This is a genomic window from Parapedobacter deserti, assembly GCF_042646065.1.
Classification (GTDB): Bacteria; Bacteroidota; Bacteroidia; order Sphingobacteriales; family Sphingobacteriaceae; genus Parapedobacter; species Parapedobacter deserti.
Genome location: NZ_JBHRTA010000030.1, coordinates 275999 through 302326, shown reverse-complemented (window position 1 = coordinate 302326; position 26328 = coordinate 275999). Strand labels below are relative to the sequence as shown.

Genomic DNA, 26328 nt, shown 5'->3' with positions numbered 1-26328 from the left:
ATTATCGAGCATATACTACTAGACTAAACCCGATAGTATTCTTCCCACCCTTTCCTCGGCGGAGTACCTACCAACAGTTTGTTGGCCAATGGGTTATTTGTTATTGTCTTGGTTTCCCGGTCGAATACCAGCTTGGTCTTTAGCTGCTGTGACAGGACACCGAGGCAAAAAACCTGACTGAGTGGACCGGAGATTTCAAAAGGTGATCGCGTTCTTTCCTCACCTTTGCATGCTTTGAGGAAGTTGGCGAAGTGATTGGAAGGACTGGCAGGAACTTCCGGCAGCTGTGACGCCATATCTTTGGCTTTCTGCTCCGGAATGATGGAAAGCGTACTTCCGTGCGACCCTCCCTTGAAGGTCAGTTCCTTGCTATAGATGATTTTGCCAGGATTCAGCTTCACCGGTTCGATATCACCGGTGCTCGGCGGCGGGATATTCGGATCCAATCCTGAAACACCATAGCCTTCCGGGATTGGTGGAAGATTGTCCAATCCGTCGTACCAAGTGATGTCAAGCGCAGGCATCTGCCTCCGTTTGGGAAATCTAAAAACAATTGTTGACGACATGGGGAAGAAAAACGGATTATGTCCGGTCGCCTTAACGCATTCCACTTCGTAGGGCAACCCCAGGTCAAGAAACTCGTGTGCCGTATCAATGATGTGCGCTCCCCAATCGCCAAGTGCGCCCATACCGAAATCGTACCAGCAACGCCACTGTCCGTTAATAAAATCTTTATTGTAATCGTGCTCCTCCGCGATCGCCATGTGCCACAACTCCCAATCCAGTGTTTTCGGTACTCGCTCAGCCGGGGGATAACTGCTCATATTTGGGTCCCAGCCATGCCAACGACGTGGAGAATTCATATGCGCTGTAATGGCGGTAACATCCTTGATGATACCTGCTTCCACCCAGGTTTTAAACTGAAAATAATTAGCTTCGGAATGCCCTTGGTTGCCCATCTGGGTGACCACCTTATTGTATTTCTTGGCAGCCTCCATCAATAATTCGCTCTCCTGGAACGTACGCGACAATGGTTTTTCGACATACACGTGTTTGCCAAGTGCCATTGCGTGCATTGTTATTGGAAAGTGCGAATGGTCTGGCACACCGATAGCGACCGCGTCAATTTGGTTCGCCATTTTATCGAACATCTTTCTAAAATCCTGGAAACGCGGCACATTCGGGAATTTTTTGATCGTTGCTGTGGTATGGGATGCACCCATATCGACATCGCAGAGCGCCACAATATTGCATAATCCGGTTGCGTAGAGATCGTCAATGATCTGTGCGCCCCGGTTACCGATCCCAATACAGGCCAGATTTACCCGCTCGTTGGCAGCAGCGAACCTTGGCTTGGCTAATAGCACACTTGGCGCAACTGCCGCAGCCGCAGAGGCTAACATCGCCCGTTGGAGAAATTTTCTTCTTGAATATTCGTGTTTTTTCATTATAATTGATTTATTGAATTAAAAACTTCTTGGCTACTGATTATACGGATGCATCCAGCACACCCTTGAAGTAACCTACCGATTCGGCCAGGCCGGGCAATGGATCCTTCATGTCTTTTTCAAACTCCAAACTGCATTTTCCGTCGTAGCCAATCTTCCGCAGGGCATTTACAAAGTTAGGAATATCAATGACACCGCGCCCCAATTCACACGTCGTTCCTTCTTTCGCGACGGCAGTGACATTTTTTAGATGGATATCAAAAATCCGCTTGTGATATCGGGCTAGATCCCGGATTGGATCGTGACCATCACGCATGTTGTGTCCCATATCGAAACAAAGTCCCACACGGTGATCAAGGTCCTTTACCAAGTCAAAGACACTGGTTGCGTTTGGATACAGCTTATCCTCAGGTCCATGGTTGTGAATGGCATATCGGATATCATATTCTGCGGTTTTATCCGAAATATAAGGCAAATCTTCCTTATTAGGTATACCCACAATCAATTTAACGCCGACACGTTTGGCATATTCAAACGCATTATCGATTTCAGTCTTGGATTTCGTCATGTAAATCGGCCCCACAGCATAACCGGTGACGCCAGATTGAGCTAATTTTTCATGGAAGGCCCTGATTTCACTATCGCTGCTTTTAAATGGCAGGTGAAAATCCTTGATGCACAAATAATGCACATTCAACCGTTTCATCATCGCTAAGGACTCGTCGAGGCTGAAGTGCACAAAGCTGTAACCTGCGACACCGAGTTCAAACTTGTCTTGCGATTGTTTGCCTCGACCGCGACGGCGAGGGTGCGCAAGGGCAACGGATGACCCCAGTATGGTAGCGGCCGATGCGCTCAACAATGCTTTTTGAATAAATGCTCTTCTTGTTTTCATCAATCTGTTATCTATCGTGTTTCATCAATCAATAATCGGCCCGGAATTCTTCCTCGTGTTCTGCCTTCGCTCCTTGAATCTTGGTGCCGATTTAGTATCTTAGCCAAATGGGCCACAAACGAGCTACCATCAAGGATATTGCATCGGAACTGAAACTCTCTCCATCCACCGTTTCGAAGGCGCTGAGAGATCACCCAAATATAGGTGTGGTCACTAAAGAACGTGTCAAAAGGCTTGCCAAGCAACTCCATTTCGTTCCCAACCAAACGGCAATCCGTTTTAAACAGCAGCGATCATTCACGCTGGGCATACTGATACCGAGCATGCTTGACCATTTTTACGTGGCTGCAGTGGAAGGCTTTGAGAAGTTCGCCTATGATAACGGCTACAATGTTCTAATCGGCCAGAGTCATGAGAGCCTTCAACGGGAAAAAGAACTCTTACTCACCATGCAAAGTAACCGAGTAGACGGGTTAATCATAGCCATATCCCGTGAGACGGTCGACACCACACACATCAACGAGTTCGTGCGATCAGGTATACCCATCGTATACTTTATGCGGAAGCCCATTAATGAGGAATATCATTGCGTTTGCAGCGACGTATATGCCGGTGCCATTGATGCCATTGCGTACTTCGTTTCGCTAGGTCATAAGCGGATTGGCTTCATCAATGCGTCTTCTTTTTGGACTACCAGCCGTGACCGCTTTCTTGGCTATCGTGATGGCTTGATTCAGCACGGCATTCCGTTTGATAAATCGCTCGTTCAGGAAAGCGACTTCACCCAAGAAAGCAATTTCCACGCCATGCGCCGACTGATGCAGCTCAACACCCCGCCGACGGCCATCCTTTCTTTTAAGGATCAGGTCATGCTGGATGCGCTGAGCTGTCTACGGCGGGAATTTCCGTCAAAAGCCGACTCTATCGCGCTTATCGGCTACGGCGCCAATCCGATGATCCAATATCTAGAGCGGCCACCTCTCGCTTCACTCAAAGAACAACCCTATGAAATTGGGCAAAAATCAGGTTTACTTTTGCTGGACCTTGTAAATCACCCACGGACTGACTATGAGCCCCAGCTTGTTAAACTGCCTTGTAAATTACAGGTTTTCTCCACGCTTAAGCAAAGGTAAAGAAAGCCCTTTTCCATTTTATTCTCGAGCGCTAATCTTTCCAGACGAGGGCTGTGCAAGCCACGAAAAACACGATCTTTTACGCTTTTCAATCGGTGTACCTGATTTTAAGCTATCACTGCTCAAGTCGTCAAGATAACCGGGACAAAATCATCCGCTGTCCTTTGATTAGCGCCAGGTCGGCATCCAGCTCTCCTGCGATCGGCACATCAATTATTTGCAGTGCTTTCTTGTACAAGGCGCGGTGCATTGATCCAGCAATCAAGTAGACCGGTACTGCCGGCGTGATGTGCTGTAACTCCGAACCGATCAAAATACCGCTCAAATAATAGAAATTATGGGTTTTGGGAATCTGTCTGAGCAATTCGTTAGTTCTTACCTTAAAAGCGGCTTTGAGCATTCCGGATGTACGGCTGGCTTCGACTCCCTCGCTAAACCATCGCTGGGCTTCTGCGTCACCAAAATTCGCGCCAGCTTCTACCGAGGTCGACAGCACGCTATGGGTCGAAAGCAGGTCGAAGAATTCACCTGTCATGTAGGTCGCTAACTCGACCGCCTGGCGCCTTATCACGATGATATGTTTAGGATGCGTACCCGGAAGAATCAGGAGCTGTTTATCGCTATTCTCCGTCACGATCGCCGAACATCCCAATACTTTGGTTTCCTCTCCCCGCATGACATCGTGATCAGTACGTGCACCGGATACCATAAAAATCGGGTTGCTGACATCCAAGTTAGGTAATGCCTCGACGATCAAATCGCTGCCATCGAGATCAAAAGGGAGTGATTTGTAGGGGAGTTCAACCATGCCCATTGACGACGAGGCCATTCCTGAGAGCACAATGGGGATATCATCCAGTGCAATCCCAGCCCTTTGGCTAAGCTCATCCAGCCGTTGCTTTAAAACAGCTGTATAGCATGCCCGGCGCGACAGCGAACCCTCAGGCTGCAGCAGCCATTGACGGTGCGTGTCAGCAATCCCGGATTCGTGGGTTGTCTCGGCCAGCACACGGAGGTTATCCGCGTTGATCAGCCGCAGCCTGAACGTGCTTGTCCCCCAGTCGCAACTTAGAAATTTTTCCATCGCTCACCATTCTGCTATACTACCGTCTACATGCCGCCAAACGGGATTTTGCCATTGATGGCCTACAGCAGCCATCTTCCGAACGTACGCTTCGTTGATTTCGATGCCCAATCCCGGTTTTTCCGGAATATTGACGTACCCGTCCTTGTATTCAAACACAGTCTTGTCAACCAAGTAATCCAACAGATCGCTTCCTTGGTTATAATGGATGCCGAGGCTTTGCTCCTGTATAAACGCGTTATGGCAGGTAGCATCGACCTGCAGGCATGCGGCCAACGCGATCGGACCAAGCGGGCAATGTGGCGCAGCTGCCACATCAAACGCTTCAGCCATGGAAATGATTTTCTTACATTCGGTGATTCCGCCTGCATGAGACACATCCGGCTGGATGATATCGGCATAGCCTGCGCACAACAACGCTTTGAACTGCCATTTTGAAAACATCCGTTCACCGGTGGCGATAGGAATAGCTACATGATTGGCGATCTCCCTTAGCGCTTCGTTGTTTTCCGGTAGCACCGGTTCTTCGATAAACATCGGCCGATAGGGCTCGAGCTCCTTAGCGAGTATTTTGGCCATGGGTTTATGTACCCGTCCATGGAAATCGACGCCGATGCCGAAGTCTGCACCCACGGCTTCCCTGACGGCCGCCATGCGTTTCACAGCTTCATCTATTTTGCTGTAACTGTCAACGTATTGCAGCTCCTCCGTAGCATTCATCTTGACTGCGAGAAATCCATTTTCTGCCATGCGTTTGGCCGCTAATCCCACTTCCGCCGGACGATCCCCTCCGATCCACGAATAGACCTTCATCTTATCTCGTGCCTTACCGCCCAGCAGTTGATGGATCGGCGCCTGGTAGTATTTGCCTTTTATATCCCATAATGCCTGGTCGACGCCGGCAATTGCGCTCATCAAAATGGGACCTCCGCGATAAAATCCGGCTCGGTACATCACGTTCCAATGATCTTCTATCGCCATCGGATCTTTGCCCACCAAGTAAGTCATCAGCTCATCGACCGCCCTTTTCACCGTCGCTGCCTTACCTTCGATTACTGGCTCGCCCCAGCCGGTGATCCCCTCATCCGTTTCAATTTTCAGGAATAGCCAACGTGGCGGAACCTGGAATAGGTCGTAGGATTTAATTTTCATCTGTATAAATCTGTTTTTGTCGGTGATGAAGCTTGTTCGCCTGTTGCAAATGGCTCATTAATCGGCAATAGCCGCAACGAAGTCACGGGCCTTATCGGTCAATTGCTGTAAGTATCCTGCCGTGATAGGTTGCGCTGTATCGACCAATGTGCTGCCTACGCCAAAAGCAACGGCGCCTGCCTGTTTAAAGCCGTTGATGTTCTGCGGTGTAAGCCCCCCTGAAGGCAGCAGTGGTATCTGCGGAAACGGCCCGCTTATAGCCCTGATATAAGCCGGTGAGGTAGCAGGAAACACTTTTACGATATCCGCTCCATGCTTATATGCACTATAAATTTCCGTAGGCGTGAACGCCCCCGGAATACTGACCGCACCTGCGTCTTTGGTCGCTTTAATGACGTCTGCGTCCACTACCGGAGAAAGGATGAACCGTGCACCCGCCGCCACGGTAGCTTTTACCGTCTGGGTATCCAATACCGTTCCGGCACCGATAACCATCCGTTCGCCCATGATCTCGGACAATCGCCGAATGGCTGCCAGCGGCTCTTGCGAATTCATCGTTACCTCCAGCACCTGTATGCCGCCTACATACAACGCTTCGGCAACTTCCACCACATGGTCGGGGTGAAGTCCCCTGATGATCGCGATAATCGGATATTCTTTGATCTTTGATAACGTTGACATAATGGCAAATGTAAAAAAAACATACTGTTTTTGGCTCACATCCTTAAGTTAACTGGCCTGCCGGGTACATCGTCATTGCACCTTGTCGTGTATTGCCATGTAAAATGTCATGAATGTACCACATCCGTGTGTGCAGCTTATGTTATTTTTGCAGCCGACATCACAGCATTATATATGGCGAACGAGCAGACTACCAGTACGGCAGCGCAATTACCGAATCCTCCCAAGCAGTCCCTATGGGCAGCCTTGAAAGACGCCATTCGGGGCACTGAGGCAGATTATACAAAAATCCCGTTGAGGAAAGCCATTTTTTTGCTTTCCGTGCCCATGATTCTGGAGTTGGTGATGGAGTCTACCTTCGCCGTGGCGGACATATACTTTGTTGCCAAATTGGGTGCTTCAGCCATATCGGCTGTCGGCCTTACGGAAACGTATTTGTATCTCTTGTACTCCGTTGCCATGGGACTATCCACAGCAGTGACCGCCATTGTGGCGCGGCGTATCGGGGAGAAAGATAAAGAAGCGGCTGGCATCACTGCGATACAGGCCGTGTTTATCGCCGTGCTGGCATCACTTCCCTTTGCCGTCGTGGGTATTTATTTCGCCAAAGACCTACTGGCGCTGATGGGTGCCGATGCCTGGGCCATTGAACATGGGTATCGGTATACCCAATGGATGCTTGGCGGAAATGTCGTAATCGTGTTACTTTTCCTTCTGAATGCCGTCTTCCGCGGAGCCGGGGATGCGGCCATCGCCATGCGGGTACTCTGGATTGCCAATGGACTCAACATCTTGCTCGACCCACTGCTGATTTTCGGATGGGGCCCCATCCCGGCGTTGGGCATTGAGGGCGCCGCTATTGCTACCAATATTGGCAGAGCGGCCGGCGTGCTGATCCAATGCTGGACCCTCTTCCGTGGTGGGAAACATATCCGTGTCATGCGTAAACACCTCTATCTCCACGCCAAAACCCTGGGCAGTATTCTCCGTACCTCCATCGGCGGTATTGGCCAGATGTTAGTCATGATGACCTCTTGGATATTCCTGATGCGTATCCTGGCCGACGTCGGAAGCGAGGCCGTTGCCGGGGCTACAGTTGCCATGCGTATCATGATGTTTACGATGATGCCCGCTTGGGGTTTATCCAATGCTGCAGCGGCCCTGGTAGGGCAAAACCTCGGTGCCGGACACCCTGAACGTGCGGAATCAAGTGTATGGAAAATCGGGTTTTACAACATGATCTTCCTCGTTGGCGTTTCGTTTATCTATTTCTTTTACAACGAGTCGTTGATGCGCATGTTTACGCAGGAAGCCCAAGTGGTTGCCATTGGTGCCGAATGGCTGCGCATCCTCTCCTATTCCTTTTTTGTATACGGCTGGTGGATGGTGTCTGTGCAGGCGTTCAACGGTGCCGGGGATACCCGTACACCGACGAAGATCAACCTGGTATTTTTCTGGCTGATCCAGATTCCACTCTCATATTTTCTGGCCATCACGCTGGGGTGGCAGCATTCCGGCGTATTCTGGGGCGTGTTCATTTCGGAAACCGCCGTTGGTATATTTTCACTATGGTTGTTCAGCAAAGGGCGTTGGAAAACTTTCGACGTATAAACGCTACAACTATCTGATTAGTCCTTTCCGAACAACACGAACAGCTCCTGTTGAGTGAATGGTTTTGTCCGGTCGCCAAACTCCGAGCGGACTTTGCCCAGATCTTCCGGCAACACTTCATCGTCCGCATTATTTCCCCAAGCATTGCGGATATAACTCAGCAATTCGGCAAGGTCTTCATCCCCGATGGCTGTATTATGCGCGATACCGGGCATCTCGCCACTTACATCGGGAGCTTTATACGTGCGTCCTGCGACATCTACGGGCCCAGTGAGTCCGTACAACACCAAAGCAACCAGCCGCTCTTTGTTACCTTGTACCCACTCTGATCCGGCAAGTGGCGGGGCGACGGATGCGACACCTTCTCCGTTTTCGCCATGGCAGGGCTGGCAAGCCGTCCGGAACAATGTCATGCCCTCGGGATATTTTCTAGCTAACGAGGCCTGATTACCGCCCGCGGCTTTGCCCCGGATCTGATCGATCACAGATGATATACGCCGGTATAGGACGGCAGATGTATCCTGTAATTGTATAGCGGCTTTTCGCAAGAACTGCTCTTCATATCCTGCTAAGCCACTGATCGCCGCGTCGGCGACGTACGGGTTGTCTGGATGGTCAAGGGCCCATCTTTCAAGGACAGGCGCGGCTGTCGCGCGATCGGCTGACGCCAGCGACGCCAGGGCCAATGTGGCGTAAGGTGCAAGCAGGGTATCAGTCGGTGCCAGGTGGGCTTCCATTAGCGCTATCAGCTGCCCAGCAGCATTCCCGCCCAATGACGTTAGCGCAACCAATGCCTGCGATCGGACTTCCCAACGGTCGTGATTCAGCGCCGCCCGGATATCAGCCACCGTCAACTCACCCAACCCTTCTATTGTCCACAGGGCATGGATGACCTGCAGGGGGCTATGTTTGCCAATAAGGACGCTACGCAGTCCTGTTAAAGCATCCTTTTGACGGCGGTCTATCAATGCATGCTGCGCTTGATCCCGGACCCAGCCGTTGGGATGCCCCAACAGCGCGATTAATGAATCCGTCCGTTCGGGAATCGTCACCCTGTCGCGCGCGGCGGATTTGGGGAACACCCGGTAGATCCTGCCCATTCCCAGTGGCCGGGTCAGTCCACGCGCTTCAATTTCGTCTTTAAGATAAGGTGTGAGATAGGTGCTATGCTGGATGATACCGCGATACATGTCGATGACGTAAAGGGATCCGTCGGGCCCATCAAAAAGGTTTACCGGCCTAAACCGTTCGTCGCTGCTGGCGAGAAATTCCCTGCCTTGATAGGCTTGCTTGCCCGTTGTCCGATAGCCCGCAGTATCCAACACATTCCGCTTAATCAGGTTGGCCGACGGTTCGGCTACAAAAGCATTTAAGCCTTTGATGACTCCGCCGCGGTAGACCAATGGGCCACACGCCGCAGTAAAGTTAACCAAGCGACCGGTGCTGTCAAGCACCCCTTCCATGTACCCGCGATTTACACCAGGAGTAGGGTGAATGGGGTAAACACGCTTATCGGCCACGATGGTAACCCCATAGCCCGCTACCTTGCGCTGATTCGCGTTGCCGGCGCCGAGACCCGGTGGAAAATAGTCCCCCCAAAGGTTGCTGGAATTATCATTGTAATAAAGCCGCCCCCAATCATCCTGGCTGATGCCCCACTGTCCGCGGAAGTGCGTTTTTTCTTTTGCCCATGTCCCATCCTGAAACCTGCGGTACCGCCAATCGTATTTGGCACTGTATATCCAGTTGTCCAGGCCTCTTAAAAGCCCGTTCGGTTGGTGCTCCACATTCCCGCCGTCGGCATAGGCACTGTCTACCAATTGCTTGTTTTGCGGCCGGTCATCGACTATTTCATAATACCACAGGTTGGGCGGCTCGGCTACCAATATCCCGCCACCGATCAGGCAGATGGCACGCGGCATGATTAGTGAATCCAAGAAGATCGTCCGCTTATCTGCTTTACCATTTCCGTTTTTGTCCTCAAGAATAACGATTTTGCCTACCGGCAGCTCTTCCCCTGAACCCAGCGTATCCGGCATATAACCCGTCATCTCGACCACCCACATCCGTCCTTGTCCGTCAAAGGCCATCGCCACCGGAGCAACGACCAGCGGCTCGGAAGCGACCAGCTCAACCTCGAACCCTTTTTCCACTTCCATCGCCTTCAACGAAGCTTCGGGAGATAACACCCCGTCGCGTTGTGGGCTTTGGCATTGGAGACCTAGCCAACAAACAATTATCAGGAACACTAGATTTTTATTTTCCACGCGCCAAATTTGGGAAAATAAGTGGAGACATCCTACGGTCGCACCGAAACCGGACGTTTTCCTTTCCGATAAATGTAGAGAAAAGTGTAGAGCAACAGTGCGGTACTGATCAACAAGCCACACAGATACGAGACCGCGTGCGGCATCGAAAAGCCTTCAGGTGCAATCAATAGGTAAGCCACGACCACGTTGGTCATAAACACTGCCGGCACCAAGGCGATCCAGTAATTTTTGCCTGCGCGGATCAGGTAAGCCGTAACGGTCCACAGCACCACAGTCGCCAGTGTCTGATTAGTCCACGCGAAGTAACGCCAGATGACCGCAAAATCCATCATACTGATGGTGTAGGCCACGGCAAACATCGGCAAAGCGAGTGCCAACCGGTTTCTGATCGCTTTTTGGCTGACCTTAAAAATATCAGCCAGCAGCAGCCGCGCGCTGCGAAACGCTGTATCCCCGGAGGTGACCGGTGCAACCACCACACCGATGATTGCGAGTAGACCACCCAATCGGCCCAACAAACCGGTACAGAGCTCATTCACCGCTATGGCCGCGTTGCCGGCGCGTTCATCCATAAACAGGTTTAATTCCCGGACACCGCCGAAGTAGCTCATGCTGATTGCGGCCCAGATCATGGCTACCACACCTTCGGTTACCATGGTGCCATAGAATACGCTCCTGCCCTGGCCTTCGTGGCGGAGACAACGAGCAATCAGCGGCGACTGGGTCGCGTGGAATCCTGAGATGGCACCGCAAGCCACCGTGACAAACAGCATCGGAAACACGGGAAATTTTTCGGGATGGATGTGCTGGTTGGTTGATAGGATCCCTGCCGACCACTCCGGCACCGGCAGCCCGCCATAGACCATCGCCACACCGAGCGCTACCGTCATGAGCAGGAACACACCGCCGAATATCGGATAGAATCGACCGATAACCTGATCGATCGGCAGCACCGTTGACAGTATATAATAAAAGAGGATGACGCACGACCAGACGGCAACAGACATCCCGCCTACGGTGAGATCAGCCAAGATCTGCGCCGGTCCCACAAAAAACACGGTGCCGACCATGATCAGCAGCACAAAGGTCAATACCCGCATCAACTGCATAAGTGGGGCACCTAAATACCGCCCGGTTATTTCGGTGAAGCTCTTTCCGCCGTGGCGGAGCGACAGCATGCCCGAAAAATAGTCGTGCACACCCCCGGCGATCAAAGTACCCAGCACGATCCAGATGAAAGCGACCGGCCCCCACATGGCCCCGGCCACCGCTCCGAAAATCGGTCCAAGTCCTGCGATGTTCAGAAATTGGATGAGAAACGACTTCCATCTTGGCAGCACGACATAATCTACGCCATCAGCGAGCTCAGTGGCGGGTGTAGGCCGCTCCCGGTCAATACCGAAAATCCGTTCACATAACTGTCCGTAAGTATAATAACCCAGTACCAGAATGCATACGCATACAAAAAAAGTAATCATTGGTTTTGAATTGGAAATCGGCACGACCTGTTACCATGGCACCAAAGGTATAAATCCTGTCCTTAATAACGGATGTCCATCCGGTATTATTTCTTCAGCACCTGTTGTTCGTTCAGGAGTTGCGCCTCCAGGTCAGCATAAGGCACATCCTGTACACCCACACCCTGCTCAATCGCCAAGGAAGCGGCCAACGCCGCGCTCTGTCCCAGGATCATAAACACCGGTTCCATGCGGATGCTGCCGAAGGCGATGTGCGAACTGGACACGCATACCGGCACCAATAGGTTTGTACATTCTTCCCTTTTTGGAACCAATGATCCATATGAGATCTGATAAGGCCCCTCCTTTGGGTGCACACCGATGTCGCCCTCGTTCTGCACGAAGCCGTCCGGTTTCACGTACCGCTGCACGTTGTGCGAGTCCAGCGTATAAGAGCCCATGCCAACCGGGTCACTGATTGTCCGCTCACTGAACGTATCATGCTCAGTCATCACATACTGCCCGACCATCCGCCGCGCCTCACGGATGTAGAGTTGATGCGGCCAGTGGCCGTTGTCGGTAAATTCGTCTTTGGCCAGCCCCCATTGGGCCATTTCCTCCCTAACTTCCTCCGGCACCTTCACGTCGTTGGCCAGAAAATACATCAGTCCTTTCTGGTAGTCTTCATGCGCCTTGATAATTTCCTTTCGCCTTTCGTAGCTGGCCTCGGGGTAGTCGTAGTTCATCCCGATGAAGTCTGTGCTGAACGGGCCATGGTTGTTGGTATCCGTCTTCTTGTTGGGTATCTCATCGAACTTCTCAAACGTCTCCCGCCAGCCGGAGGCGAATACCCGAGCCAGCAGCTCATAGTGTTCGGGGTTATAGTTATCCGGCTTCGGGAACACCACCCGGTTGTCCGGGTGATTGCTCAGGCACATGCGGAAGCAGTATGCCTGTACGCGATGGTCGCCTTCTCCATATTCACCCGGGTGTTCCGACGAAACGCCGTAAAGCAGACCGCTCGTGCTGTCGCCCGGCACCTTATATGGACTGATGTCGGCTGCGAACCAGTGCTTGTGGTGCAGCACGCCCACCTGCACGCCATTCCATTGCTCACCATACACGCTGTTGGCCTCACGCCCCACATGGTAACTGACTCCTGCCGCCGCCATCAGGTCGCCCTCATAGGTGGCGTCCAGGAACATCTTGCCCCGGTAGGTCTTACCGCTCAGCGTGGTGATGGACACGATGCGGCCGCCGGCCTTTTCCACCCCGTTCTCCCGGTCTAGCCACTCGTCCCGGTGCACCTGCAGGTCATATTCATCTACGTAATTTTCAAAGATCTGTTCGGCCACATGCGGCTCGAAAATCCACATCGTACGGGCGCTTCCATCGATAGCCGGTGTACCCTGCCCCCGGTTGCCGTAGTCCTCCCGCCGTTCCCACTGCCAAGCCGCGCTGTCGGCATAATGCCGGTAGACCCGATGATAGAAATCCCGTGAAAGCCCGCCGATCACTGACTTGTCTCCCGTGTCGGTGAAGCCCAGGCCGCCCGAGGACAGTCCGCCCAAGTGCCTGTCCGGAGACACGACGATGACCGACTTACCCGACTTCTTGGCCTGTACGGCCGCTATCACAGCCGCCGATGTGCCCCCATAGATTACGATGTCGGCCTCAATTGGTTTGTCGGCTGACGTACAGTTCACTTGGCTCAGCAAGAACAACGCACCTAAAAAAGAGAGAAATTTCATGGTTTACTATTAGTTTTTATTGTTGTTCGCTTGATCGCCGGCAGGCACAAACAATACCGCATTAGCCGCGACGACTCCATCGGCGCCTTTGGTAGTGAGCTCGACGAACACCTCGTCTGCACCTTCCGCCACGGTCAATTCACCGATCGGAACCCATGTGCTGGAAGTCTGGCCCTTGATTTCTACACCGGACAAATCTAATAATTTTTCCGAAACCCGGCGGCCATCGGCGATCGTGTAACTGAATCGTGGTGCACTTTCATCGGTTTTCGGAAAATAGGTATACAGCCGATAGCTGCCCGGATTCAGCTCGTTTGCGACAAACCTGGCGGTACTCAATCCTTCTTTGCCGTCGGCCTCCACATACGTGAGACCATATCCCTTGCTGCTGCCTTCCTTCCAACTGCCGGTAAACCGGACAGCGTCGGTGTCAGAACTGCTGATCAATACATCCGACTGCCGTCCGTCGGCCTTCGGATTAGCGGCCAGGATCGTCTTGATGTCCTTTACGGCTACGGCCTGTACAGGCACACCTTGATCGATGGCTAGGCAGGCGGCCACGGCAGCCGACTGTCCCAGCACCATGAATACCGGTTCCATGCGGATAGAACCGAAGGCAATGTGACTCGCCGACAGGCAGACCGGCACGAGCAGGTTGGTTGCTTCATTCCGTTTCGGAACGATCGCCCGATAGGATATCGGAAACGGCGGAAACCCACCTACCTCCACATTACCCTCGTTTTTAACCATGCCATTCACCACCAGCCGGTCGCAATTATGCGAATCCATCGTGTACGCGGCATAGCCCACTTCATCATCGACCACCTCCCGGCCCTGGCAATGGTGCTGGGTCATGACCAGTTCCCCCACCATCCGGCGCGCTTCCCTCACGTAAAGCTGCGGGCTCCAGTGGTTGTTATTCACATATTCGTCTTTCGGGTATCCCCACGTTTTCATTTCATCACGGATAAACTTCGGCACCGAGGGGTCGTTGCCGACAAAATACAGCAACCCCTTGGTATAGTCCTCGTGGGCTTTAATAATTTCCTGCCGGCGGTGGTAATGAGCCTCGGGATAGTCCCAGTTCATGCCAATCATGTCGGTCGAAAACCCATTCCGATTGTTAATATCCGTCTTGCCGTTAGGCATCAGGCTCCAGATAAATACATCGTTCAGCCCCTTCCAGGGCTGAATTTCCTTCTGCCGGCGCAGCAGCTCATACCGTGTGGAGTCATAGTTGTCGGGCCGCGTAATCGGAATGCGGTTTTCCGGTACGTTAGTCAAGGCAATCCGGTAGTTATAAGCTTGCACCTTTTCATCACCGGTGCCATCCGGCAGCAGTTCCCCGTCGCGGATTCCCCAAAGCAGGCCGCTGCTCGGATCGCCCCGCTTTACATACGGGTCGACCCCGTCCGGGAACTGGTGCCCTGTCATCAACTGCACACCGTTGAGCGTTTCGCCGTATACGCTATTGTCTTCCCGGCCTACGTGATAAGACACACCGGCCATAGCCAGCAGATCCCCTTCGTACGTACAGTCCATAAATACCTTCGCCTTCACCGCCATCGAGGGCTTGCCAAGTTCATCGACCGACTGCAGCCGGATCTCTTCGATATCCGTGCCGCGCTTTTTCACATCCAGCAGGGCTTGGCCATGGTGAAGGTCCGCATCGCAGTTTTGCATATATTGCCTGAAAATCTCTTCCGCCACTTTCGGCTCAAATATCCACTGCTCGAACGTCCCATAGTGCTCGCCGATCTTTCGATAGAAATCAAGGGCCAGCCCCCGTACCACGTATTTATTGCCGATATCGGTCTGGCCAAGGCCCCCCGAGCTCATGCCGCCCAGCAGCTGGCTGGGTTCGATCAAGATAACGGATTTGCCCGCCTTGGATGCCGTATATGCGGCCACCACACCGGCGGAGGTTCCGCCATAGATGCAGAGGTCGTAAGTAACCTTTTTGATCTGCGCCAAACAACAGGACGCCGCAGTAAAAACAGCCAGAACTGCATGGATCATTACGCTTTTTATCATGCTCATCGTAATTGGTTATTCATTATCATTAGTATTCCATTCATTTTTCAATGCCTCGCTGAGGTAATCAACCACATCCCGATAAGGCGGCTGTTCAGCCACATTACGGTTTTCATGCGGATCGGTTTCATGATCATAGAGCTCGTGGAAGACGTGTCCCGTCGATGGAATTCGCCATTCCACCAGCCGGTAACGGTCCGAGCGAATGCTCCGGCCCAGGACGTGCTCACCACCTACCTCCTTGGGGTATTGGCTAAACGCGAAACCTTTCGGCCAGGGTACCTCCGGATCATCCAGCAATGTCGCGAAGCTTGTTCCGCCCAGGGATGCCGGAGCATCCAGTCCGCAGAGCGCTGCCAGCGTGGGATAAACATCCACAAACTCGACCAATTCATCCCTGACCGAACCGGCCGCTTGCTGACCCGGCTTCGCCACGATGAGCGGTGCCCGCACGGAGGTTTCATAATTGGTATGTTTGGTAGCCCACATATTGTGTTCGCCAACCTGAAAACCGTGGTCGCCCAGCAGTACGATGATCGTCTTTTCGCGAAGTTTCAATCGGTCAAGTTCCCGCAGGATCATCCCGATCTGCGCATCGATATAGCTGATACAGGCCAGATACCCATGCAGCAATCGGCGCTGCTGCTCCTCCGGCAGGTCATCCGTACTACGCAGGTGCTTGTAATCCTCATATAGGCGGAGATCGGCATATTTCTGCAACGCGAAATCAGGCGCGTCCTTGGGCGCATACCGGTTGCCGGGAAGGATGATATCTGTCTCTTCGTACAGATCCCAATACTTCTTCGGGGCGATAAACGGCAGGTGGGGCTTATAAAAACCGACGGCCAGGAAAAACCGTTCGTCCTTCAGCTCGTTCAACGCCCGGACTGCCTGAACAGCTGTTTCTCCATCGGCCAAGGCACTGTCCGGAATCTCCGGAGCCTCAATGGCAAATCCCCGCGGGATGTTGCTATAGTCCATGCGATCACCGGCGGCAGCCATCTCATCCAGTTTCCGCTGGCGGAGTGCTTCGCCTTTGGGCCCATACACGGATTTTGTCGGCAGCCAGAGCGGGCGGCTCCAAGATGCCGGGTCATCCATGTTGCCAAATGCCCGTGGATCGCTCGGTATCAGATGATATATCTTGTAAAGCCCCTGGCTTTGCCAGCCGTTTCCTTTAAATAGCTGGGGCATTGTCACGGCATCCGGTAGATGCCGCCGGAAATGCGTAGTGAGATCATATACTTGGATATCATCTGGCCGCAGCCCCGTAAGCAAGGAGGCACGTGATGGATTACAGAGCGCGATCTGGCAGTAGGCACGGTTAAATACCGTGCCCGTAGATGCCAGTCTGTCGATATTAGGTGTCTGCACCACTGAATCGCCATAGCATCCCAACTGCGGGCGCAGGTCATCCACCATGATGAACAGCACGTTATACCGGTCTTTCCGCTGCTCAGCAGTGCCTGCTGTTTGTGCAGATACACCCGTGTGCCCACCTACCCAGCAAACGATAAACAATAACAGTCTATTAAACGCCATAACACTAATATCCCGGATTCTGGTCTTCTTGGCCAATCGCCGGATTATTGTTGATTTCGTTTTCAGGTATGGGCCAGAGCAGGCGTTCGTCGATAAGGTTCTTGCCCGCCGCCGCAAAAGCTTCCTTCGCCTTGCCGGTCCGTTTCAGGTCCCACCAACGCCGCCGTTCGATCAAAAATTCGTATGCGCGCTCCTGCAAAACGGCATCGGCAAACTCTTCCTCACCCATGCCCGTCGCGTAGTCTGCCGCCGACGGCACATGAGGGTCGTAGCCATAGGCTCGCCGCCGTACCATATTCAACCGTTCCAAGGCCAATGCAGAGGGACCTCCCTCCGCTCGGCAGGCGGCCTCGGCATAAAACAACAAGGCCTCAGCGTAGCGGTATATCGGCACACTGTAGGTCCGCAGTCCGCTGTTGTCGGTAATGAATTTTTTGAAGAGCACGGGCGTTGTAGCCGGTAGCGGCACCCATTCACCCGCGGCGTTTTGAGTATGGGTATATAAATTGAAGGGCTTGCGCAGATCGTTCTCATCCCATGCTTCGCCGATAAACGAATTCATATCGGGTACCCACGCGAAGTAACCCGTACTGCTGTAATTGTACGGAAAGTTATTCCCCATGTGCAAGTAATCGGTGATGATTGACTGCCTGGTTTCCGAATGGTGTACGGACATGATGTCTTCTGAACTCGTCGTCGCCGCGAAAATCCGGTAAAAATCGTCCGGCTCACGCACGTTGACCAGCTGGTATTTCCCGCTGGTGATCACCTCATCGGCCTTGGTAGCCGCCGCCTGCCAATCTCCAATGGTCAAGTACACATGCGCCAGCAGCATTTTAGCGGCCGACTTGGATGCCTGCCCCGTCCCACTGACCGTTTCAAGCAAGCCTTCCTCCGCGGCCAGGGCATCGGCAATGATGAGATCATAAACGTCGTTTTCGGGACGTCTGGGCGACTCCAGATCCGAAAGATCGGTACTTTCCTTGGTTTTTATGGGTACCGGACCAAATCCACGTACCAACTCAAAGTAGGCGAGTGCCCGGATAAAATGCGCTTCGGCCAGGATACGGGTACGCGCCCCCTCATTCATATCGGCAATCCGTGGCACGTTGTCCAAGACGGCATTCGCGCGGTTGATTCCACTGTACAGTCGCGACCACAGTGTGGATGCCCGCCCAATGTTTTGCTGATCCAGCAGCTGATGCATAATGGAAATCGATGCCTGAGATCCCCTTCCATTCAGGTAATCGCCATGCAACTCACTCAAAATATAATCTTCAATGTTAAAAAAATCAGGACCTAACGTATTGTATGCGCCGTTCAGCGCCCCCTGTGCATCGGCTTCGTTTTTATAGTAATTATTCCTTGCCACAAAATCCTTGGGAATTTCATCCAACATGTTCTGACAAGACGTGAAAAGAACCGTAACGACAACGATGGAAATTCGTATTGTTTTCATTTTCATCCGTTTATAATTTGTTAATGGTGATGAAGCTATCAGGTTATTCATTCCATTGTTTGGCTAAATAAATCATGATAATTTCATTGTTTTAAAGCGTTAATCTTAAACCAGCCGCATACACTTTCGCATTCGGATAGCCACTTTGGTCGTGTCCCATTTGGAGGCGATTCCCGACGCTCTGTGAATCGTCTCCCCGTGTATTCATTTCGGGATCCAGGCCGGTGTAGTTTGTGAACGTGAACAGGTTGGTTCCAGAAACGTAAAGGTGCAAGCCATTGCACCATGCCATGCCCAACCTCTTGACCGGAAGATCATAGCCGAGGCTAATATTTTTCACCCGCAGGTAACTGCCGTCTTCAATAAAGCGGTCAGAAATGTCTACGCCCGTCGCTGCGCTGATTTTCGGATACTTGGCGTTGGGGTCCGGATTCTCGACGGTCCAATAATTACCAATGATGTCCCTGAACTGGTTACTGCCGCGCTGGAAGGAATTCAGATGCGTACCGTTGGTTGCATTGAAAATCTGATTGCCTTGAACGCCTTCGAGAAAAACATTCAGGTTGAACCCTTTGTATGACAGTGTTGAATTGAAGCTGTATATCCAATCGGGGTGCGGATTACCCAAGATTACCCGGTCCTGCGCATTGACTACCCCGTCCCCATTCGTATCCTTGTACTTGATAAGGCCGTTTTCATTTAAACCGTCTTCCAGATAGCCAAATAGCGCACCAAGCGGCTCGCCCTCGCGGGCAATGTTCGTGCTGGACCATACAGCTGCCTGGCCGGCGCTGTAGATATCACTTCCGCCGGCAAGCTTTACCACCTCATTCCGGTTGGAAGACACCATCGCCGCCACATTCCACTTCCATTCTCCGGTGAGGACATCCCCATTCACGCCTACCTCAACCCCCTGATTTTTGATCTCTCCGACATTCTGGAACATGGAACCGAAACCTACGGAAGGCGGCAGGGGGACCGAAGCCAACAGGTCGGTGGTATATTTCCAGTAGTAATCGATCGTAAAGTTCAACCGGCTGTTCCAAACCCCGATATCGACACCTACATCGGTCTGCGCCGTAGTCTCCCACCTGAGATCATCGTTGGATATACCGGCCGGGCTATACCCCACTACCTCTTCACGGTTGCCGTAAATGGTCCGATAGGCGGCCAACCGGTCCAGTGACTGGTAGGGGCTGAGCGCGGTATTGCCGGTTCTTCCATAACTTGCCCGCAGTTTCAGGTCGTTGATGAACGTCACATCCTGCATAAAAGCCTCTTCAGATAGCCTCCAGGCAACGGCTGCCGAAGGGAATACTGCCCATTTATTATTGCTGCCAAAACGAGAGGAACCGTCGGCCCGCACACTGGCGGTCAATAGGTACTTACCGGCATAGCCGTAGTTGACGCGGGCCAGCCATGAGGCGAGCACCCATTCGGAGATATTGGACCCCGGCGGGTTGATGGTCTCCGCCGCAGATAGATCGTAGTTTTCAGTAGTATTGCCAGGAAGACCGCTGACTTCCGCCTGGAAGGCCCGGTTCATGTCGGTTTGGTAGGTATAACCGCCGAGCAGGGTCAGGCTATGGATGTCATTGAAATCCTTGGTATACGTCAGCGTGTTTTCATTCAGAAAGGAGCTGCTATACGCGCTACGCTGGCGGGCATATCCGCGGTCCGTCTCAAAGATAATAGGCTGGAACTGGTCATCAAGCGAATTATTGTATTCCAGACCCACCAGAGACCGGAACACAAGGCCATCGGCAAGCGTGATGTCCAAACCCGTGTTGCCAATGACGGAGTTGGCAAGTGTCCGGGTCTGATTTCGTGCAAAAATCAATGGATTGCGCATGTCAGACGAACCGAAACTATAGATCCGCTCGATCTGGGTCGGCAATCCGTTTTCATCATATACCGATAATGTGGGCGGTGCGGATGCCGCCGCGGATAAAACGGACGTACCGCGGTACCCGTTATTGACCGGTACCGTACGGAACTCCCGGCGTGACAAGTTCAGGTTCACATTAAAGCGCAGCCAATCTTTGATATCGTGCCCTAAATTCACCCGGGCTGAGCCACGCTTCACACCGGTATTGATGATGATCCCGTCCTGGTCGTAGTAATTTCCAGAAACCGAATATTGCGTCTTTTCCGCCCCCCCGGAAAAGGTGATCGTATGGTCCTGTATAGGCGCAGCTTGTAACACCACGTCCTGCCAGTCCGTTCCTGGGTTTACCACCTCATCGATGTTGAAAAACGGCTGTTGCCCCCCGTTCCGCAGCCATTCGTTCGCAATCACTGCGTATTCCCTGGCGTTGAGCAGGTCGTATCGCTTGGTCTCTTGCTGTACGCCATAGAAGCTGTTCAACTCGATTTGACCTCCCTGGCCTACCTTTCCCTTCTTGGAAGTAATAATGACCACACCATTAGCACCCCGCGCACCGTAGATTGCTGTGGCCGACGCGTCCTTCAGGATATCGATGGATTCGATATCGGCCGGGTTTAGGAAGTTGATACCACCCGTTATCGGAAAGCCGTCGACCACATACAACGGCTGGTTGTTACCGATCATGGAATTGCCGCCGCGTACGCGCACTTCAATCCGTCCGCCCGGCTGACCGGAATTCTGGGTCACCTGTACGCCGGCCGCGCGCCCCTTCAAGGCCTGTTCCATATTATACACCGGTACCGCTTGAAGGTCTTCCGATTTTACCTGTGCCACCGAACCGGTGAGGTCGGATTTACGCATGGTGCCATAGCCCACCACTACGACCTCTTCCAAGTCACTGACCGAAGCTTTCATCGAGACACTGATGTCCGTCTGCCCATCTATCGACCGCTCGATAGCATCAAAACCGACCATAGTAAATACCAGCGTCGCCGCCGGGTCGGGCACTGCAATACGATAAGTCCCATGCTGATCAGTGGTGACGGCTGACGAAGTCCCTTTGACCGCCACCGTCGCGCCTTCGAGCGGATTCCCCGCCTCATCCCTGACTACGCCGCTCACCACCGTTTGCTGCACCGCGGCTTTCCCCGCCTTTTCAGTTTTGTCTGTAAACCGTTCATCAGCCTTACGTGAAATGATGATCGTTTCGTCTTCCAGTGACCATGCCAAAGGAAGCCCGTCCAAAAGCATGCTCATGGCTTTGGTAAACTCGGCATTTGCAATTTCAGCGTTAATCCGCGTATAAGCGATGTCTTTGCCGCGAAAAAAGAATAGATAGCCGGTCTGTTCCTGAACCTTTTCCATGACATCGTTCAACGCGACGTTGCGTACCTTCATTGTTACCCGTTGGGCAAAACCGGCTGCCGTGGCCTGCAGCACCGTGAATAATGTCAAAAAAATGGCCAATTTCATAATCAGCAGCAATTGGTTAGTTAAAGGAGCATATATTCTCCTGCCACATGAGTAAAAATTCATATGTTTGTACTGTTTGGATATGTTTGCTAAATGTCTAATAAGATCGTTGGGCTCCACCAACTTTTGTAACAAATCCAACAGGTAACCGGGTAGTGTCGCAACCACTATTCGGTTTTTTTGCGGATTTGCTTTCCTGATTACACTAAGTTACTGCTTTTGTCATATGCATTCGTTCATTAAATTGGTTCAACAAATTGGTTTCTCACTCGTATATCTCCGCACCGCTATGGAAGTACAATCAGCCGGTCTTGTTCTCCGCTGTTCTCGATTCTGAAATTTAACCCGCTCTTCCGCAGAATGTTCAATACGTTACTAAGGCTTTTATCCCGTTTGATCTTTCCAAAGAAATACGTTTCTGAAACCGCTTCACCGTAGGTCACTTCGAGATCATACCACCTGCTCAATTGGCTCATCGCGTCCCGGAGACCTGTTTCATTGAAGCTGAACAACCCATTTTTCCAATCGACAAAAGGCGTTGTATCGACCTCTTTGATTTCCAGGTCCCCACTCCGCAGGGTGGCCTGCTCACTGGGTTGCAAAGCGGTGGCTGCACCTGCAATAACAACGTTTACCTTCCCTTCTACCAATGTGGTCTTCGTTTCATTATCGTCGGCATAAGCGGAAATATTGAATTGAGTGCCCAATACTTCGACTTCCTGACCACGGGTTTTAACGACAAACGGCACGTTGATATATCGACCATCGGTAGCCGACCGCTGTTCTCTGACCTCAAAATATGCTTCACCTTCCAACTCGACGATGCGCCTGGTTCCGGTGAAGCTCAACGGATAGCTCAACGATGTGGCGGCGTTCAGCCAGACTTTCGAACCGTCCGGCAACACCACTTGGTACGTGCCGCCTTTCGGGGTGGTGAGGACGGCATATTGGATATTGCTATCGTTTTCAGGTCTTTGCTTCTCTGCCTTTATCGTTTGCCTCAAGACATCGCTTCCATCTACATAGGTAATCTCATCGCCCACGACAATACCTTCGCGCTCGGTGTTCAATTCGATGATGCGCCCATCGGCCAGCGTTAGCGTAGCGCGGTTGCCGCCTGGCAGCACCTCTCCCCCATATTCACTGACCAGCTGTGCAGCGGGCTCATCGCTCTTGACCAACAGGTAAGCCATGGCGCCGATGGTAATAGCCGCCGTGAGGGATGCGGCAACCAAGCGCCAGCCCCAGGGAAATCGGCGTTCTTTTGCGGTTTCCACCCACAGCCGTTCACCGACCCTTTCGGTAAACGCTTCCACCCTTGCATGAAGTTCTGCATCTGCCTGGCCCCGCTCCAGCAGGGCGCTACGGATCAATCGCCTCAGCGCGGCCTCATCTTGTGCTACTCCGAAGTGATGGAATAATGTTTCGATCTCTTTCGGCGTACAAGCACCGGAAAGATATTTTTCAAACAAAGCGTAACGGTCTCCGTGAGGGTCCATAGCGTTTATAAAATGGTCATTTTACGCTATTACGGATGGCGTAGGAAAAATCACGGTTCCCGGCATATTTTTTATTTTTCCAGAAAACCTGCCTGAATCGCCAAGTGGAAAAACCGGAGCATGATGATCATCAGGAACGTGGTAGGTACCCGGTGTATATTGGCCTTCAGGTACTGCATGGCTTTCTGGATGTGATCGTTTACCGTAGTCGTCGAAATCCCCAGTTCAGCGGCTACTTCCTTATAGCTTTTGCCCTCCAGCTTGCAGGCTATGAATATTTTTCGCCGCTGGTTCGGCAGGCGGGCCAGGAGGTCTTCGAGGAACGCACGGCTTTCCTTCTTCATCAGCGCCTCTTCAACATGAGTATATAATTCAGAGTTTGCCGCAATGATCGCTTGCAAAATTTCCTTTTCCTTTGCCGCCCGTCTGAAAAGGTCATACACCATGTTTTCGGCAACACGATAGAGGTAAGACCTAAATGACTTTTCCGGATCGATCGTTGCCCGACGCTCCCAGACCCTCAAAAAAACATCCTGCAGCACTTCTTCGGCGAGGACTTCAGATTTCAATAGGCGAAGCAAGCGGAGCCCCAAACCATGCTTATAGCTATCATAAATCAGCTTAAATGCCAGGCCATCCCCGTCCATTAGCCGCAGTACCAAGCGCTTTTCATCCGTTGTTTCAGCGGTTTGTGACATGCATTCGCGATATTCCGATGGTAAAAATAACGTATATGGACGGAAACCCGAAAAGAAATTCTTTCTTAACCTAAGTCAACGCCATAGCCAAACATCTTCCGTATTTTTGTGTTCAAACAAAGAACAGTTATGGAATTAGGCATCAGCATGTTCGGTGATTTGCGTGTGGATTCGGCAACAAATAAATTCCAATCTACACAACAACGCCTGACGGAACTCATTGAAGAGATCAAGTTAATGGACGAAGTCGGCATCGATTATTTTGGAATCGGCGAACATCACCGCCCCGATTACGCTGTGCCCAGCCCCGAGATTGTACTGGCTGCGGCTGCTGCGGTAACCAAGAACATCAAGCTCGGTAGCGCCGTGTCGGTATTGAGCTCTGCCGATCCGGTAAAACTCTATCAAAACTTTGCGATGGTTGACCTCATGTCCAATGGCCGGGCTGAATTGATGGCTGGCCGTGGAAGCTTCGTCGAATCTTTCCCATTATTTGGCTACAACCTCCATGACTACGATGCGTTATTTGCCGAAAAGCTGGACTTATTGCTTACAATCAATAAGAATGAACGGGTAACCTGGCACGGAAAATTCAGGGCACCGCTGAACGACCAGACAATCCTGCCGAGGGCATTAAACAACGAGCTTTCCATCTGGATAGCCGCCGGCGGCACCCCGCAATCCGTAGTGCGTGCTGGCAAACTCGGCCTTCCGCTGATGATAGCAATCATCGGTGGCTCACCCGCTCAATTCCAACCACTGTTCGAGTTGTACAAGAAGACTTATATCGAAAGCGGCCACGATCCCGCCGGCTATCGCGTCGGCATCCATTCGCACGCGCTTTTCGGCGAGGATAATGCAGCGCTCACTAAGCGATATTATCCGCTGTATGCCGCGCAGATGGACCGGGTAGGCAGGTCACGGGGCTGGCCGCCTTACCAACGTACCCAGTTCGACTTCGGAACTTCAAAACATGGCGCTTTGTTTATAGGGGAGCCGGCGGCTATGGTCGATAAAATATTATATATGAAAGAACTGTTCGGACTAACCCGATTTGCTGCACACATGGACGTTGGGGCTCCTTCGCATCTTGACATCATGAAATCCATTGAAATATATGGAACCAAAATTGCACCATTGGTAAGAGCAGCTTAGGCTCGACGGCACATACGATGCAAATAGGTTGTATTCCGCTTTTACTCGATAGGCTTGAAAGTATCCGGGAAACTGAAACCAAATCGTAGTGCAGCGTCTGGATTAAACACCCGCGTCCGTATCTTCAGCATTTCCACGCGAAGCCCATCGGTAGAGCCGCTTTTCAAATATACCGCAGCTTGCGCTCCGCTTTGATAACCCCATTGGTAAATATCGGCACCGAAGGCAGCAACAGCGCCTCTTGCTACCAAGCCCGATTCGCTGGTAAATACAGGTACGCCATGATCGTTACAGTGCTTTAATATGGTTTCAAATGCGGCAAATACCGTATTGTCTGGATTGGCAAAAAAGGCGTCAATTTCACGGGTCAGCAACGAACGGACTACCAAATGGGCTTCAGCCGAGGAGTTAAGCGGCAACGCTATCAAGCGGATATTCATCTGTTTCGCCAGCTCGGAAATACGCTCATATGCCTCTACAGACTGAGGCTCAGATTGGTTGTAAATCATGCCTATTCCCAATTGCAATCCCTTCGGTTTTACCGTTTCAGCAATGAGCGCAAAGGATGTATCGATGTAATTCAAGTTTTCGCCTGTTCCGAACAAGTTTGCTGGCGGGTGGCCATTTACTTCAAGGCCCAAAATGCTCGGCATTGCAGTAACCGTCTGGAAAATGGGGATGTCTTTGCTCCGTTGTGCGGCGGCAACTGTGGCCAAGGTAGTGCTGGTACCGATAAGGTCTACCCGCCGGCTGTTGAAATAACTGACAATCTGATTGAGTGTAGCCGCATCGCCCTGCGCATTTCGGTAAATGATTTCAAGCGTCCCTTCCGTCTCACGATATCCACTGTCGCGCAACGCGTCAACGAAGCCCTGACGCGCCTGGGCGATAGTCGCATCTTCAAAGGCTTCAACGAAACCCACGAGGGGAACCCCTTCCCGTTTCGGCGTTTGGCATGAAAAGACCAGTAAGCTAGCGATTAACACCAGGCAAGCTATGCGCTGATTCTTCATACCGCCAAACATAGGCAAACTTGCTTTGATATACAAGTTTATATAAACCGTCCAATTTACCTATTATGGTTTGATTTTTGCTTTT

The 26328-nt window shown here is 52.0% G+C and carries 18 protein-coding genes; 3 read left to right on the top strand and 15 right to left on the bottom strand.

Translation table 11 applies throughout. From position 1 onward, the window contains the following. Positions 1 to 23 precede the first annotated feature (23 nt). Positions 24 to 1448, bottom strand: a complete 1425-nt coding sequence (locus ACFOET_RS10015) for a Gfo/Idh/MocA family oxidoreductase (RefSeq protein ID WP_379022142.1) — start codon at positions 1446 to 1448, stop codon at positions 24 to 26. A gap of 40 nt (positions 1449 to 1488) precedes the next feature. Then, entirely contained in the window at positions 1489 to 2343 is an 855-nt protein-coding gene (locus ACFOET_RS10010; RefSeq protein WP_379022140.1) for a sugar phosphate isomerase/epimerase family protein, read from the bottom strand. 107 nt (positions 2344 to 2450) lie between these two features. Between ACFOET_RS10010 and ACFOET_RS10005 the strand changes: the two genes are divergently transcribed. Continuing rightward, the gene (locus tag ACFOET_RS10005) at positions 2451 to 3476 is read left to right on the top strand and encodes a LacI family DNA-binding transcriptional regulator (protein WP_379022138.1); all 1026 of its coding nucleotides are present in this window, start codon (positions 2451 to 2453) and stop codon (positions 3474 to 3476) included. 130 nt (positions 3477 to 3606) lie between these two features. On the opposite strand, the gene ACFOET_RS10000 is transcribed toward ACFOET_RS10005, so the two are convergent. From ACFOET_RS10000 to ACFOET_RS09990, 3 genes are read right to left on the bottom strand one after another with little or no spacing between them, the layout of a single operon-like run. Further along, the gene (locus tag ACFOET_RS10000; protein ID WP_379022136.1) at positions 3607 to 4560 is read right to left on the bottom strand and encodes a 2-dehydro-3-deoxygalactonokinase; all 954 of its coding nucleotides are present in this window, start codon (positions 4558 to 4560) and stop codon (positions 3607 to 3609) included. A gap of 3 nt (positions 4561 to 4563) precedes the next feature. Then, entirely contained in the window at positions 4564 to 5712 is a 1149-nt protein-coding gene (dgoD, locus tag ACFOET_RS09995) for a galactonate dehydratase (RefSeq protein ID WP_379022133.1), read from the bottom strand. 57 nt (positions 5713 to 5769) lie between these two features. Beyond that, the gene (locus ACFOET_RS09990; protein ID WP_379022131.1) at positions 5770 to 6393 is read right to left on the bottom strand and encodes a bifunctional 4-hydroxy-2-oxoglutarate aldolase/2-dehydro-3-deoxy-phosphogluconate aldolase; all 624 of its coding nucleotides are present in this window, start codon (positions 6391 to 6393) and stop codon (positions 5770 to 5772) included. A gap of 174 nt (positions 6394 to 6567) precedes the next feature. On the opposite strand from ACFOET_RS09990, the gene ACFOET_RS09985 reads away from it, so the two are divergent. Beyond that, the gene (locus ACFOET_RS09985; protein ID WP_379022129.1) at positions 6568 to 8004 is read left to right on the top strand and encodes an MATE family efflux transporter; all 1437 of its coding nucleotides are present in this window, start codon (positions 6568 to 6570) and stop codon (positions 8002 to 8004) included. A 17-nt stretch (positions 8005 to 8021) separates the two neighbouring features. On the opposite strand, the gene ACFOET_RS09980 is transcribed toward ACFOET_RS09985, so the two are convergent. The 9 genes from ACFOET_RS09980 to ACFOET_RS09940 form a co-directional block, all read right to left on the bottom strand. Then, entirely contained in the window at positions 8022 to 10193 is a 2172-nt protein-coding gene (locus tag ACFOET_RS09980; protein ID WP_379022127.1) for a DUF7133 domain-containing protein, read from the bottom strand. A gap of 110 nt (positions 10194 to 10303) precedes the next feature. After that, positions 10304 to 11752, bottom strand: a complete 1449-nt coding sequence (locus tag ACFOET_RS09975; protein WP_379022125.1) for a carbon starvation CstA family protein — start codon at positions 11750 to 11752, stop codon at positions 10304 to 10306. A gap of 86 nt (positions 11753 to 11838) precedes the next feature. After that, complete coding sequence (locus tag ACFOET_RS09970) at positions 11839 to 13482, bottom strand: FAD-dependent oxidoreductase (RefSeq protein ID WP_379022123.1); 1644 nt, start codon at positions 13480 to 13482, stop codon at positions 11839 to 11841. A gap of 9 nt (positions 13483 to 13491) precedes the next feature. Then, positions 13492 to 15522: an FAD-dependent oxidoreductase gene (locus tag ACFOET_RS09965; RefSeq protein WP_379022121.1), complete on the bottom strand. Its 2031-nt coding sequence runs from the start codon at positions 15520 to 15522 to the stop codon at positions 13492 to 13494. A gap of 9 nt (positions 15523 to 15531) precedes the next feature. Then, positions 15532 to 17058, bottom strand: a complete 1527-nt coding sequence (locus tag ACFOET_RS09960; protein ID WP_379022119.1) for a sulfatase — start codon at positions 17056 to 17058, stop codon at positions 15532 to 15534. A gap of 4 nt (positions 17059 to 17062) precedes the next feature. Then, entirely contained in the window at positions 17063 to 18517 is a 1455-nt protein-coding gene (locus ACFOET_RS09955) for a RagB/SusD family nutrient uptake outer membrane protein (protein ID WP_379022117.1), read from the bottom strand. A gap of 91 nt (positions 18518 to 18608) precedes the next feature. Further along, entirely contained in the window at positions 18609 to 21878 is a 3270-nt protein-coding gene (locus tag ACFOET_RS09950; RefSeq protein WP_379022115.1) for a SusC/RagA family TonB-linked outer membrane protein, read from the bottom strand. A 287-nt stretch (positions 21879 to 22165) separates the two neighbouring features. Further along, entirely contained in the window at positions 22166 to 23377 is a 1212-nt protein-coding gene (locus tag ACFOET_RS09945) for a FecR family protein (protein WP_379022113.1), read from the bottom strand. Positions 23378 to 23448: 71 nt separating this feature from the next. Continuing rightward, positions 23449 to 24075: an RNA polymerase sigma factor gene (locus ACFOET_RS09940; RefSeq protein WP_379022111.1), complete on the bottom strand. Its 627-nt coding sequence runs from the start codon at positions 24073 to 24075 to the stop codon at positions 23449 to 23451. Between the two features lie 129 nt (positions 24076 to 24204). Here ACFOET_RS09940 and ACFOET_RS09935 point away from each other — a divergent pair, with 129 nt between their 5' ends. Then, positions 24205 to 25230: an LLM class flavin-dependent oxidoreductase gene (locus ACFOET_RS09935; protein ID WP_379022109.1), complete on the top strand. Its 1026-nt coding sequence runs from the start codon at positions 24205 to 24207 to the stop codon at positions 25228 to 25230. 41 nt (positions 25231 to 25271) lie between these two features. Here ACFOET_RS09935 and ACFOET_RS09930 read toward each other — a convergent pair whose 3' ends face one another. Further along, the gene (locus ACFOET_RS09930; RefSeq protein WP_379022107.1) at positions 25272 to 26243 is read right to left on the bottom strand and encodes an ABC transporter substrate-binding protein; all 972 of its coding nucleotides are present in this window, start codon (positions 26241 to 26243) and stop codon (positions 25272 to 25274) included. Between the last annotated feature and the right edge of the window lie 85 nt (positions 26244 to 26328).

Bases quoted from the DNA above. Each gene is read 5' to 3' on its own strand.
- ACFOET_RS10015 (WP_379022142.1), bottom strand. From the start codon at position 1,448: ATGAAAAAACACGAATATTCAAGAAGAAAATTTCTCCAACGGGCGATG.
- ACFOET_RS10010 (WP_379022140.1), bottom strand. From the start codon at position 2,343: ATGAAAACAAGAAGAGCATTTATTCAAAAAGCATTGTTGAGCGCATCG.
- ACFOET_RS10005 (WP_379022138.1), top strand. From the start codon at position 2,451: ATGGGCCACAAACGAGCTACCATCAAGGATATTGCATCGGAACTGAAA.
- ACFOET_RS10000 (WP_379022136.1), bottom strand. From the start codon at position 4,560: ATGGAAAAATTTCTAAGTTGCGACTGGGGGACAAGCACGTTCAGGCTG.
- dgoD (WP_379022133.1), bottom strand. From the start codon at position 5,712: ATGAAAATTAAATCCTACGACCTATTCCAGGTTCCGCCACGTTGGCTA.
- ACFOET_RS09990 (WP_379022131.1), bottom strand. From the start codon at position 6,393: ATGTCAACGTTATCAAAGATCAAAGAATATCCGATTATCGCGATCATC.
- ACFOET_RS09985 (WP_379022129.1), top strand. From the start codon at position 6,568: ATGGCGAACGAGCAGACTACCAGTACGGCAGCGCAATTACCGAATCCT.
- ACFOET_RS09975 (WP_379022125.1), bottom strand. From the start codon at position 11,752: ATGATTACTTTTTTTGTATGCGTATGCATTCTGGTACTGGGTTATTAT.
- ACFOET_RS09970 (WP_379022123.1), bottom strand. From the start codon at position 13,482: ATGAAATTTCTCTCTTTTTTAGGTGCGTTGTTCTTGCTGAGCCAAGTG.
- ACFOET_RS09965 (WP_379022121.1), bottom strand. From the start codon at position 15,522: ATGAGCATGATAAAAAGCGTAATGATCCATGCAGTTCTGGCTGTTTTT.
- ACFOET_RS09960 (WP_379022119.1), bottom strand. From the start codon at position 17,058: ATGGCGTTTAATAGACTGTTATTGTTTATCGTTTGCTGGGTAGGTGGG.
- ACFOET_RS09955 (WP_379022117.1), bottom strand. From the start codon at position 18,517: ATGAAAACAATACGAATTTCCATCGTTGTCGTTACGGTTCTTTTCACG.
- ACFOET_RS09950 (WP_379022115.1), bottom strand. From the start codon at position 21,878: ATGAAATTGGCCATTTTTTTGACATTATTCACGGTGCTGCAGGCCACG.
- ACFOET_RS09945 (WP_379022113.1), bottom strand. From the start codon at position 23,377: ATGGACCCTCACGGAGACCGTTACGCTTTGTTTGAAAAATATCTTTCC.
- ACFOET_RS09940 (WP_379022111.1), bottom strand. From the start codon at position 24,075: ATGTCACAAACCGCTGAAACAACGGATGAAAAGCGCTTGGTACTGCGG.
- ACFOET_RS09935 (WP_379022109.1), top strand. From the start codon at position 24,205: ATGGAATTAGGCATCAGCATGTTCGGTGATTTGCGTGTGGATTCGGCA.
- ACFOET_RS09930 (WP_379022107.1), bottom strand. From the start codon at position 26,243: ATGAAGAATCAGCGCATAGCTTGCCTGGTGTTAATCGCTAGCTTACTG.